This is a genomic window from Phocaeicola salanitronis DSM 18170 (genome assembly GCF_000190575.1).
GTDB classification, from domain to species: Bacteria; Bacteroidota; Bacteroidia; order Bacteroidales; family Bacteroidaceae; genus Phocaeicola; species Phocaeicola salanitronis.
Genome location: NC_015164.1, coordinates 49,869 through 67,930, shown reverse-complemented (window position 1 = coordinate 67,930; position 18,062 = coordinate 49,869). Strand labels below are relative to the sequence as shown.

The window sequence follows — 18,062 nt, the reverse complement described above, 5'->3', positions numbered from 1 at the left end:
TACAGTAGTGTAGATTTCAAAAGGCTTTTTATCCGTTACAAGAGTGAGAAATGGAACAAATCCATAAGTCACTGTGCTGTAAAAGTGAAAACTTTAGAAACTTCTCCACACGCAAATTTGTGAATCTTCCCAAGTTTTCCTATCTTTGAGACATGAAAAGAAGAGAAAGATACATGGCCCATTTCGTGAACCCGTTTACGGATATCGGCTTCAAGATCATCTTCGGGCAACCTGCCAGCAAGGAACTGCTCATTACCTTGCTGAACGAGCTGCTTGCGGGGGAGCATCACATTGAAGACCTGACGTTCATCGACAAGGAAGACAATTCGGACAACGTAAACGACAGGGGAATCATCTTCGACCTGTATTGCCTGACTTCGGGCGGGGAATACATCATCGTGGAGATGCAGAACCGGTGGCACAGCAATTTTCTGGACCGTACGCTGTATTATGTATGCCGTGCCATCAGCCGGTTGATAGAACGTCCCATAACGGATGAAGTGGAATTGCCGTCTGGAGGAAAAGACAGTGTGTCGGACACGGTAAGTGAAGCACCCCTCCGCTACGGTGACCGCTACAAACTCTCAACCGTATACGGAATATTCCTGATGAACTTCAAGGAAGGGAAGTTAGAGCCGAAATTCCGTACGGACACGGTGGTAGCAGACCGTGAGAACGGGCGGACGGTGAATCCGCACTTCCGGCAGATATACTTGCAGTTCCCTTACTTCACCAAGCAGCTGGAGGAATGCGAGACATTGTATGACAAACTAATCTATGCACTGAAGAATATGAACGAATGGAACAGAATGCCGGATGCGCTGAAGGAACAGGTGTTCAAGCATCTGGAACGGCTGGCTGCCGTAGCGAACCTGTCGGAAGCGAACCGTGTGGCTTATGATAAGGCAGTAGACCGTTTCTATGTGAGCCGTATTTACGAGGAGGACATGCAGGACCGAGTGGAGAACGCGATGCGGGAAGGAAGAGAAAAAGGAATGCGGGAAGGAAGAGAAGAAGGTATAAAAGAAGGAAGAGAAGAAGGTATAAAAGAAGGAATGGCTAAAAGTAAACTGGAGGATGCACAAAACTTGAAACGTTTAGGCGTTTCTACAGATATCATAGCGAAAGCTACCGGACTTAGTCCAAAAGAAATAGCAAAGCTTTAGTTCCTATGTTTGTAATGTGCTAACGAAAGATAGCCACATTACAAACATAGGAACTAAGTGATAAAAAACGGTCTCTTAGAAGCTGTTTTGAATTTATCGTGCGATGATTTGGGATGAGTTTTTGAGGCATTTCCGCTTCTGTGATGAGGAAGATAGCGGGCTATCTGACGAAGAACAGGAGCGAAAAGGACCAAAAAATCGCCCAAAGCACACACGAAAACGAATACATCAAGCCAAGAAAAACTTTTTGGAGAAATTCAAAACAGCTTCTACTTATCAACATTATTTTTTTCTCAAATCATTAGGATAGATAAAAGAATAATTGTATTTTTGCACCGCAATTAAAAAAACGCACCCGTAGTTCAATGGATAGAATATCGGATTCCGGTTCCGACGATTGGGGTTCGACTCCCCACGGGTGTACGACTACCGGGTCATAAACGGATAAAAACCCACTAAAGAAGTTACTTTAGTGGGTTTTTTGTATCCGTACTTTTGTTATCACCCCCAAAAACGCCCTCTACAGCCTTGCCGGATTTGTAATTCATCATCAAAAAGGATTTGCAATTCCGAAGAGACAAGACTATAAATACCTATAAGCTCAAACACCTATTATGTGAATGTCTATCAGGAAACAAAGGAGGAAACAGATTGTCATTTTTCCTATAAAAAAGTTTTATCATTTTACATTCTGATGTAAGCATTCTAAGAAATACACATTGCATGCCCTATAGTTTGATTGTAATTTTGCCCCACATAACAATCAAACCGAATAGCAATGAACAGAACTGGATTTGAAGAATTAGAAATGCAGGTGCAACAAAGCGGCCTGTCATTGAAGTCGTACCTACGACAGATAGGAGTGAGTTATTCCACCTATCACTATTGGCAAAAGAAATACTCTGCCGAGAAAGACAGTATCAAACAAGAGCTGGCTCCGATCAATATCAAACGGCCAACAGCAGAATTGTCCTTGGATGAACAGGCTCCTTACGGCGTGTCCTTGTTGTTTCCCAACGGGCTCCGTGCCCACTTTGGAAGCGGCTCAGAGAAGCTGTTGATGGAAGTGTTGAACCAAAGTCTGCAGGAGGGCCATGTTTAACTTGAACGACACGATGCGCTACTTCCTGTGTCCCGGCAGGACGGACATGCGCAAGGGCATCAGTTCGCTGTGCGGGGTGGTGCATGAAAAGATGAAAAGTGAGGTGAAGAACGGCGATGTCTTCATCTTCATCGGCTCCAACCGCAGGCTTATGAAGCTGCTTCATGCGGAAGACGGCGGCATGGTGATGTACGTCAAACGGCTGGAGGCCGGACGCTTCAAACTGCCGGAATACGACCCGGAATCAGACAGTTATCCCATGGAATGGCGTGACCTGGTAATGATGGTCGAGGGCATTCAGGAAAGCCCGGGGCAGAGGCTCCGGCGGCTCAGGGCAGAGCGTAAGGAGTACCATGTATGACATGTCTTTTATTGAAAAAAGTGCTGGTATTATTGTATAATCCATTAATAATTAGTATCTTTACATCAGTAAAAAAGAGACAGGCAATGGATGAAAAAGCTATATTACTCAAGACGATAGAAGGGCTGAATGCCTCTATTGCTTCATTGTCTGCCACTAATAAAAAACAGGCTGAGCAGAATGAAAAACTGCAGGCGCGCATCAAGGAGCTGACGGCTCAGGTCGCATGGCTGAACCGTCAGCTCTTTGGGCGTAAATCGGAGAAGCTTCGCGCATATGACCCTAATATCCCCGATCTTTTTGCAGACGAGTTTGCCGGACTCCAACATCAGGCGGAAGAAAAGCGCGACGAAGCCGTTGGGAAGATTGAAAAGGAATCGGCGGAAGTACGGAAGCAGAATCGTCAGAACCGAAAAATGATAGAGGACTTACCCGTACTGGAGACCGAGACAATAGAACCGACAGGTGTTGACCTGTCTTTATACCGTAGAATAGGCGAAGAGATAACAAAAGTCGTCAAACACAAGCCGGGCATGCTTTACGTCAAGGAAATCATCCGTCCCAAATATGCACTCAAGGACAGCACCATGCTTCCTCCGGCTGGACAGAAAGGAGTGGAGATTGCCCCCATGCCGCTGATGCCTGTTGACAAGTGCATCGCTGATACCAGCCTGCTTGCCGAGATACTGCTTCAGAAGTATGAATACCACGTCCCGTTCTACCGTCAGATACGGCAATACAGGCATCTCGGGCTGAAAGGCCTTACGGAAAGCACGCTGGACGGATGGTTCAAGAAGACGGTAGAACTGCTGAAGCCCCTGTATGAGTCGCTTAAGAAAGAGGTCTTCTCTTGCGACTATGTGCAGGCGGACGAGACCACCATCCCGGTCATCAACAGAGGAAAGCACAAGGCGGAAAAGGAATACCTCTGGATGGTCAGGTCTGTCATGGAAAAACTGGTCATCTTCCATTATGACATGGGATCCCGGGCCGGATCAGTCATCGAATCACTGGCAAGCCAATACCGCTTCAAAGGATACCTTCAATGCGACGGTTTTGCAGGCTATGAGACAGCCTTCAAGACCAACCCCGACGTGCGGCTGGTCAATTGCATGGCGCATATCCGCCGTGATTTTGAGCATGCCTTGGGTGAAAACAAAAAGGAAGCCGAATATGGGCTGGCCCAGATACAGTACATGTACAGGATTGAGCACTGCTGCGATAAGGCGGGCTTGTCGTTCGACGGACGCAAAGCGAAACGCCGGGAACTGACACGCCCAATCATGGAGGCCATGAAGACGTGGATGGAAACGGAAGGCATCAAATACAGTCCCCAATCGCTAATCGGCAAAGCTGTCTCGTATGCCTATACCCGATGGGACAACATGATGAGATGCCTGGAGGACGGACGCCTGCTTTTGGACAACAACCTGGCGGAAAATGCCATCCGGCCAATTGCTTTGGGGCGCAAGAACTATCTCTTCTGCGGTAATCACGAGGCTGCCGTTAACATGTCTGTAATCTGTTCCCTGCTGGCCACCTGCAAGGCACACGATGTGAACCCAAGGGATTACCTGAAGGATATCATTGCCCAAATGCCGTATCATAAGAAGTCCGCTGATGAGGAACTGCTTAACCTTCTTCCGCACAAATGGAAACTGCAACATCCGGAGAGCCTGTTGACCAAACAAACTGTAGAATCCGCCAACTAACCACAACGTCAACATACAGGTTCAACAAAACTATAGCGACTGTCACTATGAATCCAATAGTAACAGTCGCTATCATTATATAGATATTTAATGACTGTAGTTTATCGAATGCTTACATTCTGATAATATCTTTTGAAAATCCATTGCATTTTTGCAAAATATTTCTACCTTTGCATAACTTTATAAACAACTAATAACGAAAGGCTATGAGCTATCTAATAAAACCAACCAATTACAAGCCCTTGCTCGACATGAAACAAACCGAGTTGGGTATCAAACAGATAAAAGATTTTTTCCAACAAAACTTATCTTCGGAACTGCGGTTGCGAAGAGTAACTGCCCCTCTTTTCGTTTTAAAAGGAATGGGTATCAACGATGACCTGAACGGTGTAGAACGTCCGGTAACCTTCCCTATCAAAGACCTTGCCGACCAACAGGCGGAAGTGGTGCATTCGCTTGCCAAATGGAAACGAGTTACTCTTGCAGATTATCATGTGGAACCGGGATATGGCATCTATACGGACATGAATGCTATCCGCGCCGACGAGGAATTGGGCAATCTGCATTCCTTGTATGTAGACCAATGGGACTGGGAGCGGGTCATCACACCCGAACAACGCACCATAGAGTTTTTGAAAAGCATCGTAACCCGCATCTATTCTGCCATGCGCCGCACAGAATATATGATTTGCGAAGCTTATCCGCAAATCACGTCATTCCTTGCGCATGACATCCATTTCATCCATGCACAAGAGTTGCTGGATATGTATCCGGACAAGACACCGAAGGAACGTGAAAACCTCATCACTGAAAAATACGGTTCTGTATTCATCATCGGCATCGGATGCAAACTAAGCGACGGCATGCCTCACGATTTACGCGCACCGGACTATGATGACTATACAACCATTGACCCTAAGACCGGATTGCCCGGTCTGAACGGTGACCTGCTGGTATGGGACTGTGTATTGGGACGTGCCCTCGAATTGTCTTCGATGGGTATCCGTGTGGACAAGGCAGCTATGCTGAAACAGCTGGAACTGGCAGGCAAAGAAGAACGCACCAAGCTCTATTTCCACAGACGTCTGCTTGAAGGTTCGTTACCGCTTAGCATTGGCGGCGGTATCGGCCAGTCACGCCTCTGCATGCTTTATCTGAAGAAAGCACATATTGGCGAAATACAGGCAAGCATCTGGCCCGAAGAAATGCGGAAAGAATGCGCTGAATTGGGAATGCAGTTAATATAACAATTCATCATCACAGAAGACACAGAGGCACACGGAGTTTTTCGTTTTTATTTTCAAAAAACTCTGTATGCCTCTGTGTCTTCTGTGATGAATTTTATATCTTTACCAGCAAAATCAAAACAAGAAAAGACCATGAATGTACAGATAGAAGAATCGTGGAAGCAAGTGCTGGCTCCCGAATTCGAGAAAGACTATTTCGTCCGGCTGACTGATTTCGTACGCCAAGAATACCACAATACGACCGTTTATCCGCCGGGAAAGCTGATATTCAACGCCTTCAATCTTTGTCCTTATAATAAAGTAAAAGCCGTAATCATCGGACAAGACCCTTATCACGGTCCCGGACAAGCGCACGGACTGTGCTTTTCGGTCAATGACGGCGTGCCGTTTCCACCCTCACTGCAGAATATCTTCAAAGAAATACACGACGATTTGGGGACCCCGATTCCTGCCAGCGGAAACCTTACCCGTTGGGCGCAACAGGGCGTGCTGCTGCTCAACGCCACACTCACCGTCCGTGCTCATCAAGCCGGTTCGCACCAAAACAAGGGGTGGGAAGAGTTTACGGATGCAGCTATCCGCGCTTTAGCAACCAACCGGGAACATCTGGTATTTATCTTATGGGGCTCGTATGCGCAGAAAAAAGGAGCATTTATCGACCGGAACAAGCATCTCGTACTGACTTCGGTCCACCCCTCTCCCCTATCCGCCTACCACGGCTTTTTCGGGAACAGACACTTCAGCCGCACCAATGAATACCTGATGCAGCACGGGGAAACACCGATTAACTGGTGATTTCAATTGTCAATTGCTTAGTACCACGTCACCTGGCTACCCGTATTGCTTCGCTGGTCCCATTTCAAGGCATCGGTCAACATGCTGGAGTTGGCACGGATGGAGAAATTATACGATGTGAACGGACCGAATACCAGACCGCAACTCATATTAAAGCAGTGCAGGTCGCGGGTGATATTAACCGTGGTCATAGACATTTCTTTCGATGTAAAATCATACCCGCTCGAATACGTAACGTTCCAACGGCTGCCGATTTTCACATTTCCTGAAATATTCAATGAATGCGTAAGCGCATACGGATAACGCATCTTCTTGATGTTAATCTTCGCACTGGTATTTTCGCGGATGCTATAACTGTAACTCAAGCTCAAGCTCCACGGCATCTTGAAAGCCAGATACCCGTCGGGATCAAGCGTCGCATTTTCTGTCTTCCGGTTGGGAGAAGGCTGGCTATCGGTACTTTCTTCCTCTTCATCTCCGTCTTCTTCCTCCGAATCTCCCTTCTTCTTGTCTTTCTCCTTATCTTTATCATCCCCTTTGCCGAACAGTTTCTTGAATGTATCATTATTCAAGGTATAAGAGAACGAGCCGCTATATCCTTGGAAACGTCCGAAACGCCCGTACGACCATTCGGTGCGGTCGCTGGTCACTACATTTCCGTTTTCGTCAAACTTATAGGCATACGTGGCAAAAGTAGCGTTCATATTAAAGGTATAACTCTTGGTCAGCTTCAAACGGGCGCTCATCGTCAAATTACTCCAACGTCTTTGGGCGATATCGTACGACAAGTTTGCCGTCAGATTATCAATCAAGCTGATTTTCTTATACCCCGTAGTGTCTTTGTCTGAAGCCATTTTCATCTCCAAGTTATTCTGAAGCGAAAAGGCGACGGTTTGCGACACGCCTTGTCCCGGCACACCATACGGCATGCCCTCGAAAGGAGAATATTCCGTAGTACGGACTTCCCCGTTCTCGTCCGTATAAGTATATGTTTCATAATAGCCGAACTTCGATCTTCCAAAGTCAGGCGTATATGTATAACTTACGCTTGGCGTTAACACGTGACGGATGGTAATATCTTTGCTTTTCCAAAACAACGGCTTATACATACCGTACAGTTTCGTGTTCATCGACACTGCCATGTTGTAATCGTACACCCGATGAAAACCGTTGATGGTATCACGCACTTCTTCTTGCGCCTGTTCGTCGTAACTACGCATAATTTTCTTGGTATACCAACGCTCCGTATAATTGAATGAAGGCGTAATGTTGATATAGTTAAATAAGGTAAAGTTCGCCTCAACCGGAATATTGTGGCGCATACCGGTCTCCCATTGCGAGAACGGGGTCTTGAACAGCAAGTTATCCTTGGTATCCACACTGTTGGTCAAGGCACCCGTATACTGGAACGAAATCTTTTCGTACCAGCGTTCGTTACCTGCCGCTTTCTTACGCTTGAACGGATAGATACGGCTCAACGAAATGTTTACGTCGGGCAAAGTCATGGTCAGCGATGAGTCGCGCGTGTTCTGCGTAATATTGAACGTACTCGATATATTCAATCCGATATCGGGAAAGTTACGCGAATAGCTGATACTGGACGCTTTTGTATTATTGCTATACGAAGAAGGGTCGTACAACGTACTCAAGCTGGACCGGTCGTAACTGCTGGTCGCAAAGTTCACGCTTGCCGAGAACGAACTGTTCGGGTTTGCCTTGGCATCCTGCCGGTGGCTCCATTGGATACGGAAGTCTTTCGAAACGGCATAGTCGGGCATATTCTTCTCGCCCGTCTTTGTTACCAGATAACTGGCATTGAAACTGCCGCTATACTTGTATCGCTTGCTATAATTCGAAGCCACCGAAAGCCCCCAGGAACCTTTGGTATAGATTTCGCCCAATAATTTCAAATCCATCTTGTCGCTAATGGCAAAATAATATCCTCCGTCACGCAAATAGAAACCACGGTTCATCTCGTCACCGTATGTCGGCATGATGAAACCAGAAGAATAAGTGCTGTTGAAAGGGAAGAAACCGAACGGAACGGCTATGGGCAAAGGCACATCCTCTACCACCAGCTGCGCCGGTCCAAAGACTACATCTTTCTTAGGACGCACCTTTGCCATCGAAAGTTTCAAGTAAAAGTGCGGATGTTCATGATTGTCACAAGTCGTGTACTTTCCTTGTGTCATGTAAATATCATTGTCCGGACCTTTCTTGGCGTTCATGCTAGTCACATACCCTTCTCCCTGTTGGGTAATGATATCGTTGATAAAACCTTTCTTGGTCTTGAAATTATAACGCATGGTTTTCGACTCATACGGTGTCTCGCCGTCTTTGAATATCGGAGTGCCCGAAGCGACTCCAGCCGTATCCATTACCCCTTCGGCAAATACGGTACTGCTATCCATATTCATGGAAATCTTGGCAGAAGTCAGCTCAATATTCTGATAATTCACCTTACCATTCCCATACAAATGAGCATATCCCCCTTTGGTAAAAACAATAGAATCGCTCGCTTCATACACGACCGGAGCATCCAAAGGCTGTTTATCTGAGCTGTCTGAAGCCAGCGAATCGGACATAAGGCTATCTGTTGCCAACGAATCGGGCAACAATGAATCCGATGGCAGGGAATCCGTACGGAGCCCTGCATTGTCCTTTCTCGCCCGTTTTCCTTTAACACGCTGAGCCTCGGCATATAACGAAAAACAGCAGCTCATAAAAAACAAAGACAAGAACAAATATGTTGTTTTCCTAAATGACGTCATTCATTCTTTTTTTACACAATGCGTTGCAAAAGTAAACATTCTCCCGTAAATACACGCAGATGCTTCTGTTTTTAATGTATTTTTAAGACTATAAAAAAAGCTCGCACCAACGGTCGAAATGCTGCACGCCATTGCCTCCATGCTTTTCCACACTCTTCCGTGCCTTTTCGATGCTTTTCTCTTTATCCAGTTTGGTCTTCGAGAAAAACTTGTCGGCAAAGCAAATAATCTCTTCTTCCAAACTGACCGGCACCATATCCCGGTGGGGAACAGGCAAGCCTTGCTCCTCGATATCCTGCAACGAAAGCCCTGCCCCTGTATGCCGTTCGCACACCAGCGCATGGCGCGGGAAACCTTCTTTCCTCACCAAATCTGCCCCCAAATAACCGTGGCAAATATAAGGATGCGTCCCGAAGCATTGGATATCCGGAGCGTCGGTCAGGAAAATGCCGATGTCATGAAGCATCGCAGCCTCTTCGATAAAAGTCAAGTCCAAGTCCAGTTCGGGATGTTTCTTTGCCAACGCAAGTGCCTTATCCGTAACCGAACGGCTATGCACCAACAAAATGCGTTTCAATTCATTTTCTTCAGGATAGAATTTATCAATCAATGTCAATGGATTCATAATCTAATATATTGATGTATTATTTCATTGTCTCTAACTCCAATAAATATCTTTTAGCCTCAAGTCCGCCTCCATATCCGGTTAAGGAACGGTCACTTCCTATAATCCGATGGCAGGGGATAAATATGGAAATGGCATTGGCACCATTCGCATTAGCCACAGCGCGTACCGCTTTGGGACACCCGATACGCATTGCCAGTTCTCCGTAAGAACACGTCTGCCCGTATGGAATTTCCTGCAAAGCACGCCATACACGCATTTGGAAAGCTGTACCTATTGTCAGCAGGGGGATATCGAAAGCAACCCGTTCGCGCCGAAAATAAGCTTCTAATTGCCCGATTGCTTCCTGAAGCACATCCGATGCACCCTCTTCATAACCGGCTTTCAGCCCAGTCTGCAATCTCTGGTCTACCCTGCCCGGATGTTTCTCTTTTACCCAATTACACAAACACAACTTATCTCCCAAAGAGCCAAGCACCAGCTCGCCACACGGAGAGAGATAATGTTGTATCCGGATTTTCTGATTTCTTGCCATAAGCCTCACACCTCTTAATCATTATTTTTAACCGGTTTAATATCCGGAAGGAATACTGCAATCACCCCCAACAAAGGCAATAAGGTGCTGACACTGAAAATAAATTCAATGCTGGTCATATCGGCAAGCCAGCCGAAGAATGCCGAACCTATCCCTCCTAAACCAAACATTAATCCGAAGAAGATGCCTGATACCATGCCTACCTTATCCGGCTTCAAGTCGGTAGCATATACCAGAATAGCCGAGAAAGCAGATGCGATAATCAAACCGCTGACTCCTGCCATCACAAGCGTCCAAAACAAGTTCAGATAAGGAAGTGCCAACGTAAACGGAGCGGCACCAAGGATAGAGAACAATATGACATACTTCCGCCCGTAACGGTCACCGAAATACCCGCCCAACAACGTTCCAATGGCTAATGCCGCCAGAAAAGCAAAAAGACAGAATTGGGACTGTTGCACCGTAACCCCAAATTTCTCTATCAAGTAAAAAGTAAAATAGCTCGTCATACACGAAGTGAAAAAGTATTTCGAGAAAAGCATGATGACCAAAATTCCCATAGCCTTACGGATTGCCCCTTCGGACAAACCGTGTGTAGCCGTCCGCACAACACAATGAAAGCGTTTCATGCGAACCAGCAGCAAGCTATACCAATAGCCTACTCGCACCAGAATCATCGAAGCAAGCAGAGCAGCCGTGGCAAACCATCCCACCGCATGTTGTCCATAAGGAATAATAATCAATGCGGCAAGCAACGGGCCAATAGCACTTCCGCCGTTTCCTCCTACTTGAAAAATAGACTGAGCCAAGCTCTTCTTACCGCCCGAAGCCATTTGAGCCACACGCGAAGCCTCCGGATGGAATACCGAAGAACCGCAACCGATTACCGCTACCGACAATAGGATAATCCAATAGTTAGGAGCAAAAGCCAGCATCAGCAAACCACACAACGTAAAACCCATCCCCATAGCCAACGAATAAGGTTGAGGATGACGGTCGGCATATTGTCCGACAAAAGGCTGGAAAACCGAAGAAGTCAACTGAAAAATCAATGTAATAATACCGATTTGCGCAAAAGTAAAGCCGAAACTATCTTTCAACAACGGATACATGGCAGGGATTACCGACTGAATCATATCGTTCAGCAAATGGCAAAAGCCCATTGAAAACAAAATAGCGTATGCGGTACCCTCCCCTACTTGCGGGTGACCTTTTAGCTTACTCAAAATATACCTAACCATTTTACCACTGAATTTGCAAGTGCAAAAGTACGCTTTTCCAAGCAACGGACAAACAAAAAGAAACAGAATTATTCCGCAATTCTATATAAGAGCCTGTTTAGAAGCTGTTTTGAATTTATCGTGCGCTGATTTGGGATGAGTTTTTGAGGCATTTTCGCTTCTGTGATGAGGAAGATAGCGGGCTATCTGACGAATTCCACTTCAATCCTCATCTTGCAATCCGGTTCGCCTTGTAAAATGGAATGGCAGAGTTTCACCTGAAAATCCCGCCCTTTCCAAAGGCTTTGCAGAGAGTAGAGGACACTCTGACGGGAACATTCACAGAGTAAAGGCGTTGTGACATTGCCTTTCTTGCACAAATGGCAAGTACATTCCAAAAAGGTAAGGTAATAGATACGCCCTTTCTCTACGACCTCGCCTTTTACTCCCGGCAATCTATTCGCCAGCTGAAAGAAAACATCCATGTCCCCTTCAGCATCCTCATAGAGTTTTCTGTAAATGGAAAGTGTGCCGCCGTCCACACAGTTCTTGCCACATTCCGAGAAGAAAGCACTCCGCTGCTCCGGCGAGAGGCTGGCTATGCCTTTCTCAAATTCTTTGAACCAATCTGATAGTTCCATATTTATTTCCTTTTGATGGTCTGACATTTACGTTGGGTCATTTCTTTGGCAAAAGCCTGTTCGCCATGTTCCTTGATGTAACGGATGCAGGCGGCACGGTCGGAGTTGAACAGAAAGGCGAACACCTTACCTATCCAATTGGAAAACACCTTGCATTCCTTTACATCATGCGGACATTCGGCGCAGGTATTGAACTTGTTTTCTTGACAACACGAACGGATTTTACACCAGGCCGCCTTTTCATTGCGTTTGCATCCGGGGCATTTCCCAATCAAGAACTTGCGGCAAGCTCCGCAATAAAGACCGCAAGCGGCGATGCTTTGAGTATCGGGTACGATAGGTTTCATAAATATCAGATGTTGAAGTGAGAAAATTCGCCGTTAATCCAGAAAGTGGCTTCCTTGCCAATGAAATGAAGAAGCACATAATTCGGGTCGTTCGGTCCGCCGGGGAAATGATAAGCAAACCAGTCTTGCCACATTTCCTTGCGGATGGCATCGTCCGTGATAACCTCTACTGTTCCGCGTAGGGCAACCCCGTCTCCGTAATGGTCATAGCAAAGACCCGCCTTGTTGTTCGCCTTAAAATCATTGACCTTTACAGAGTCGGCACTTGTCGCCATCCATACCTCATGAAAACCCTTTGCTTCAATCTTGGACATCTGCACAGGCCGGGGATAACCGTTGGTGTCAATGGAAGCGACCGTCACGTTTTCGCATTGGGCAAGCAAATGGGTTGCTTTTTCCGCCAGTGTCCGTTCATCTTTTTCTTTCCACCGTTTCAGGCGCGGAAAGTATTGAAGCATCTGTTCTTTGGCCTGTATGGGAGTTAAGTTACATCCAGCCTGTGCATTCCATTGGTCTAAGAATTGCAGGCAGAACTCTATCATTTGCCCCATCGTGAAATCCTGGGTAAACGCACCGTTCTTGTAACAATACATGCAATAATCCTCGCTACGGCTTCCATCGGCATGGATTCCTCTGTTCTCATCGTTCAAGGGCATGCCGCAACTTTGACAAAATTGTTGTTCCATATATATCCTATTCGATGCCTATCTGTTCCTTCATAGGCGGTTATAATCCGAAATTTTCATGTTTTCAACCGACAAGATAAACATACCACTTTTTCTTTTCCTGTATGTTTTGGATAGAGTCTCCTCAATCCGATTACAAATATAGAGATTTTTACGATAATCCGCCGGTCTCCGAAGTTTTTTCCATAAATATCTTTATCTTTGCCTCACTCTTATCCAACACGTATGCACATGAAACATTCTATCAAATACCACCTTCTGGCCGCTTGGCTAATCCTGACAAGCCTTACGCACGGATATGCACAAATCCGTACGGGAGCCGAACAAACCGAGCAGTATTTTCCGCTGATTGAAGGGAAACGCGTGGCACTTACGGTCAACCAGACTTCTTTAATCGGAGAAAAACATCTGCTTGACTCCTTATATAATATAGGTATAGACATCACCCGCATCTTTGCACCCGAACACGGATTGCGGGGAGAAGCAGATGCAGGTGCAACCGTCAAAGACGGAAAAGACACACGTACCGGCATTCAGATAGCTTCGCTCTATGGGAAAAACAAAAAGCCTGCGCCTCACCAATTGGCAGATACAGACATCGTCCTATTCGACATCCAGGATGTGGGCGCACGTTTTTTCACCTACATCAGCACCTTATATTATATCATGCAAGCTTGCGCCGAAAACGGGAACGAACTGATTGTGCTGGACCGCCCGAATCCGTGCGACTATGTGGAAGGTCCGGTATTGGAACCGGAATATAAAAGTTTCGTAGGGATGCTTCCCATACCGGTATTGCACGGATGTACCGTAGGCGAGATAGCCCGCATGATAAATGGAGAAGGATGGTTAGGAAACGGATTGCAATGCAAGCTGAAAGTAATCCCCGTATCAGGCTGGAAACACGGACAACCGTACTCCCTTCCTGTAAAACCCTCTCCCAACCTTCCCAATGACCAGGCAATCGCCCTTTATGCTTCGCTTTGTCCTTTCGAAGGCACATCGGTCAGCATAGGACGAGGCACATCATTTCCCTTTCAGGTCATCGGAAGCCCCTATACCAATGAATACGGTTTCCGTTTCATGCCCCGTCCCCTAAAAGGCTCGGACATGAATCCCCTGCACAAGAACACTTATTGCTATGGAAAAGACTTACGTGATGTATGTCCCCCGAAAGGATTTTCATTAGCATACGTCCTGGAATTCTATCAACTCTATCAGACTAACGGGAAAAAGTTCTTCACCCGCCCTCATTGGTTCGACCTGCTCATGGGCACCAGTCAGGTAAGACAAGGCATTATCAAAGGAAAGAGCGAAGCCGAATTACGGGAAGAATGGGAACCGGCACTCCGAAAATACAAAAACATCCGAGAAAAATACCTGCTTTATCCGCATCAAAAATCATATTCGCATTCCCTCATAAATTCATCGGCCATGTAAAGATTGCTATACAGATACAGCCAGGTACGCTTGTCATGCAAATCCGCACAGGTCTGGCTTTCATAAAACAAATGCAAAGCCCGTACCGGACTTATATCCAAACGATTGGCAAACTCCGCCGCAATGATCCCAATGCGGTAGCTCATAATGATTTCTTGTATTTCGGGCGACTTCACAGGGTCATCCGACTGATTCTGTCCGCTCATATACATAATAAGTAAGTGTACAAAATTAAATGATACGATTAGAAACATCTAAACGCCGGGCTGTCCCCTTCACACACGAAGCGGCAAAAGCCAAAAGAATTTCGGTATCTGATAGTTCTATCTGCTGTAACATAAAACTTTTTTCTTCATTCACTTAAATGCTAAGATATATTTTATTGCAAAATTCATAGCTTTAAAATTATACGATATCCGTAATAACCAATGTGAGAAACAAGCTTCTCCCCTACATTGGTTATTACGGACGCTTATTTTGTTTAGCTACCTATCATTAATCAAAACTCCAGCGACTTTCATATTGCGAAAGTTCAGAATCATCTTCATAATGGCTATCTATAACACAACCATTTACATCGGTTTGAATTGGAACTGAATTACTTTCAACCATTCTTCCACTATAATCTATATATTTCATTACAAGTCTGTTAGGTACATCATAATTAGTATAATTAACTCCCCAAGAACCGCCAAAAGAAAAATCATCCCTAACCACAATCACTTCACCATTTGTAACTTCATTAGAACCATTGCCTATAGTTGTTTTACACCAAAATGTTCCTCTTACAAAACAATTCATATCTATCAAAAAAGAATGTTCGTCTTCCATCGAATGCGAATCACAACCACGAATATCACATCTATATATAATCATTGCCGGTTTGGTATCATACTTCAAATCTATATCTTTGACAACATCCGTAACACAAGTGATTGTATCTCCGTACTCGTCAAGTTTCTTGAATGCCATTGATACTTGCCATCGTCCGTCTTTGGGCCGGGCTATATAGTTTTCATAATCTATTAAAAGCTCCTCACGCTTAAAGAGCTTGCTAATGATATTTCTACCCAACCACTGATAGGAAGACCTTGCAACTTCTTTACCGTCTTTATATAAAATAGCCTCTGTTCCTACTATGCCTTTCCGTTGGTTTTCGTTTTCATAAATAGGATATAATGCGGCTTCACACGATGCCTCATCTCTTCCGTTCATTCGATACGAATCTGAATACTTGGGATATTCGATAGTAAAGTCTATATGACAAGTATCTTGTTTCGCATTAATTTTCGTAACAGGCGAGGCTTCCACTTTCCCAAACAACGGCAATTCCACAATAGGACAAACATAATAATCTTTCTTAGAATTAACATTATCAAATGTAGTACTCAACAATGTTTGCGATTCGTTTTCATATTGATATTCAAACAAATCCACATCATCCTTTAGTGTCTTTTTATCTTTATCCATCAATCTCATGCCAAGCTGAACAGGAAATAATAAATCCCTGCTGACATCATACTCTGCCAAAATTTGATTGCCACTCTTCCATAACGCATTCTTTTCTTTAAATTTAGGAAATAAATAATATTCCTTTTTACCAAAAAATCCTTCATATTCAAATGAAGGAAGCTCTTCGTCATCCACACCTACCTCTATATTATCTTCCTTAAATATACTAATTTGGACTCCTGCGTTTACTGCAATTTTGCAAGCTGCGATAGATATTTCATTATCTTTCAATTTTTCATACAAATTTTCCTCTGTACCATCATATGATAATTTTGCTGCAAGCGATGGTCCTGCTGCTATTTTAAAATTACAAGCCACATTCTCATTATTAAAAAATGCCATACTAAAATCAGCAGAAAGACCCATATCAATTAATCCATCTACAGAAAATTTATTCACAGTAGTCTTATTGTCTTTATCATCCTTCTTATTTACGCTAAGCCCTCCTATACCATGTTCATAAAGATAAACAGCTTCCCATTCATAATCTGCATATTGAGAAAAATCTAATTCCATTTTTCCCTCGTATTTCATAAAAGCAGATAAAACAATAGCAGGATGTAAAATGATATGAATAGCCGCTCCTTGCAGTGATAACATAAAAGGTTTTGCCAATTCAAATTTCTTTAACTCTTTGGTATACTCTCCTGTTAATTCTCCTTTTAGATTAATTTTATTACCAAAAGATGTCCTAAGCCCCATGGCAATTTTAATATAAGATTCTTTTAAGGCTTGTTTATCTATATCTATTAAACATAACAGATTAGCCCCCATTGCAAGCCCTCCATCAACACTACCAGACAAACTGCCAGATATTGAACCGACCTCCCATCCACCTTCTATATTAGGCACAATTGGGAAATCTGTATGCCAACGACATTCTAGTCCTGTATATCCTTGAGGATGCCATGGTGAAAATACAAACTCTGTAGACCTGCTATTTTGTTGACTTTCCTCATCAGACGTTAAAGCAATCGTTTCATTGATATACAATTTATCGAAAGCCTCCTCTAAGGATACCGTTTCTGTAATCACTTCATATCCGCTGGATGACTTTACTACATCTTTTACCTTACCTAAGAATCCTAAAGGGAATTTTTCCGAGACATTACCATATAACAAGACCTGACCAACCTCCGGTAATTCAGTCTCATCTATTGAAGTTTCCAAATTCAAAGTAGTACCTGTAACTGGATTAGTGACATATTTGTCTATACTATCAGTTAACAGAATGGTGTTTTCTGCTAAAACAACATTATCAGTCGTACTGGGATTGTCTGGGTCGACCGGAGTATCTGGTTGTTCAGGTTCTTCTTTAGGTGGCAACTCTACTTCTGGAGAATCCGAAGAACAAGCATTAAAAGTCAAAAGCGACAAAAAAGCAACTGCAATTAAAAAGTACTTTTTCATACTAGTATTGGATTATGGATGTCCTCCCAGCCCCACAAGGACCATTATTAAACCACGAAACGTGGAACTGCAATGCTACCACGTCTTAGATGAAGGTCCTGAGAAAACCTAAATGAGCAGATGTAGTAATAGCAGCCCACGCTATAGCGTGAGAACCACTATGCTATCCTTGCTTATTTGAAAATTTCTCAAACTTCAAATATAAGATAAGCATAACGCCTCTATTAAAAAATGTGCAAAATAAAAATCAGCTTCCATTTTGGCTAATGAACGCAGCGAATGATCCCGTATACCACATATTTTCGATCTCCTTCATATTCGTATGACAAATGATTTTTCGCATTGCATATCTAATTGACTAAATAAAATCACCAAACACATTTTCTCCAGTCAACTTCATAAGCCTCCCCACGATAAACCGGTGGCTTTACATACTATTCTTCCGAACGCCAAACGAACATTCACTCCACCGTTAAAACAAAAAAAACGGAT

17 protein-coding genes and 1 tRNA gene are annotated in these 18,062 nt (G+C 44.4%); 9 read left to right on the top strand and 9 right to left on the bottom strand.

Annotation, left to right across the window (positions count from 1 at the left end; all coding sequences use genetic code 11):
• Positions 1-173: 173 nt before the first annotated feature.
• The 8 genes from BACSA_RS00310 (at position 174) to BACSA_RS00275 (ending at position 6,383) form a co-directional block, all read left to right on the top strand.
• Positions 174-1,166, top strand: coding sequence for a PD-(D/E)XK nuclease family transposase (locus tag BACSA_RS00310; RefSeq protein WP_013616135.1), 993 nt, complete (start codon positions 174-176; stop codon positions 1,164-1,166).
• Positions 1,167-1,269: 103 nt separating this feature from the next.
• Positions 1,270-1,476: a hypothetical protein gene (locus BACSA_RS19995; RefSeq protein WP_041583799.1), complete on the top strand. Its 207-nt coding sequence runs from the start codon at positions 1,270-1,272 to the stop codon at positions 1,474-1,476.
• Positions 1,477-1,517: 41 nt separating this feature from the next.
• Positions 1,518-1,589: transfer RNA gene (locus BACSA_RS00300), tRNA-Arg, on the top strand.
• A gap of 355 nt (positions 1,590-1,944) precedes the next feature.
• Complete coding sequence (tnpA, locus tag BACSA_RS00295; protein WP_013616134.1) at positions 1,945-2,268, top strand: IS66 family insertion sequence element accessory protein TnpA; 324 nt, start codon at positions 1,945-1,947, stop codon at positions 2,266-2,268.
• The gene (gene tnpB, locus BACSA_RS00290; RefSeq protein ID WP_013616133.1) at positions 2,261-2,629 is read left to right on the top strand and encodes an IS66 family insertion sequence element accessory protein TnpB; all 369 of its coding nucleotides are present in this window, start codon (positions 2,261-2,263) and stop codon (positions 2,627-2,629) included. Before tnpA ends, tnpB begins: the two co-directional genes overlap by 8 nt.
• A gap of 86 nt (positions 2,630-2,715) precedes the next feature.
• A complete protein-coding gene (tnpC, locus tag BACSA_RS00285; RefSeq protein WP_013616132.1) occupies positions 2,716-4,341 on the top strand; it encodes an IS66 family transposase in 1,626 nt (541 codons plus the stop codon).
• Positions 4,342-4,547: 206 nt separating this feature from the next.
• Positions 4,548-5,588: an aspartate--ammonia ligase gene (gene asnA / locus BACSA_RS00280; protein ID WP_013616131.1), complete on the top strand. Its 1,041-nt coding sequence runs from the start codon at positions 4,548-4,550 to the stop codon at positions 5,586-5,588.
• 132 nt (positions 5,589-5,720) lie between these two features.
• Positions 5,721-6,383, top strand: a complete 663-nt coding sequence (locus tag BACSA_RS00275; RefSeq protein ID WP_013616130.1) for a uracil-DNA glycosylase — start codon at positions 5,721-5,723, stop codon at positions 6,381-6,383.
• A 17-nt stretch (positions 6,384-6,400) separates the two neighbouring features.
• Here BACSA_RS00275 and BACSA_RS00270 read toward each other — a convergent pair whose 3' ends face one another.
• From BACSA_RS00270 to BACSA_RS00240, 7 genes are all read right to left on the bottom strand, one after another.
• On the bottom strand, positions 6,401-9,154 hold the full coding sequence (locus BACSA_RS00270) for a putative LPS assembly protein LptD (protein ID WP_013616129.1): 2,754 nt from the start codon (positions 9,152-9,154) through the stop codon (positions 6,401-6,403).
• 88 nt (positions 9,155-9,242) lie between these two features.
• Complete coding sequence (locus BACSA_RS00265; RefSeq protein WP_013616128.1) at positions 9,243-9,779, bottom strand: HD domain-containing protein; 537 nt, start codon at positions 9,777-9,779, stop codon at positions 9,243-9,245.
• 19 nt (positions 9,780-9,798) lie between these two features.
• A complete protein-coding gene (locus BACSA_RS00260; RefSeq protein ID WP_013616127.1) occupies positions 9,799-10,314 on the bottom strand; it encodes a methylated-DNA--[protein]-cysteine S-methyltransferase in 516 nt (171 codons plus the stop codon).
• A gap of 14 nt (positions 10,315-10,328) precedes the next feature.
• Positions 10,329-11,555, bottom strand: coding sequence for an MFS transporter (locus BACSA_RS00255; protein WP_013616126.1), 1,227 nt, complete (start codon positions 11,553-11,555; stop codon positions 10,329-10,331).
• Positions 11,556-11,737: 182 nt separating this feature from the next.
• The gene (locus tag BACSA_RS00250) at positions 11,738-12,175 is read right to left on the bottom strand and encodes a hypothetical protein (RefSeq protein WP_013616125.1); all 438 of its coding nucleotides are present in this window, start codon (positions 12,173-12,175) and stop codon (positions 11,738-11,740) included.
• A gap of 2 nt (positions 12,176-12,177) precedes the next feature.
• Positions 12,178-12,522 carry a DUF3795 domain-containing protein gene (locus BACSA_RS00245; RefSeq protein ID WP_013616124.1) on the bottom strand — a complete coding sequence of 115 codons (345 nt, stop codon included), beginning with the start codon at positions 12,520-12,522 and terminating at the stop codon, positions 12,178-12,180.
• Positions 12,523-12,527: 5 nt separating this feature from the next.
• Complete coding sequence (locus BACSA_RS00240) at positions 12,528-13,208, bottom strand: zinc ribbon domain-containing protein (RefSeq protein ID WP_041583798.1); 681 nt, start codon at positions 13,206-13,208, stop codon at positions 12,528-12,530.
• 231 nt (positions 13,209-13,439) lie between these two features.
• Between BACSA_RS00240 and BACSA_RS00235 the strand changes: the two genes are divergently transcribed.
• Positions 13,440-14,648 carry an exo-beta-N-acetylmuramidase NamZ family protein gene (locus BACSA_RS00235; RefSeq protein WP_052306010.1) on the top strand — a complete coding sequence of 403 codons (1,209 nt, stop codon included), beginning with the start codon at positions 13,440-13,442 and terminating at the stop codon, positions 14,646-14,648.
• Here the strand turns inward: BACSA_RS00235 and BACSA_RS00230 are convergent.
• Together BACSA_RS00230 and BACSA_RS00225 are read right to left on the bottom strand one after the other, a co-directional pair.
• Entirely contained in the window at positions 14,603-14,860 is a 258-nt protein-coding gene (locus tag BACSA_RS00230; RefSeq protein ID WP_013616121.1) for a hypothetical protein, read from the bottom strand. The genes BACSA_RS00235 and BACSA_RS00230 overlap by 46 nt on opposite strands.
• Before the next feature lie 283 nt (positions 14,861-15,143).
• Positions 15,144-17,570, bottom strand: a complete 2,427-nt coding sequence (locus tag BACSA_RS00225) for a hypothetical protein (RefSeq protein ID WP_013616120.1) — start codon at positions 17,568-17,570, stop codon at positions 15,144-15,146.
• Positions 17,571-18,062 lie beyond the last annotated feature (492 nt).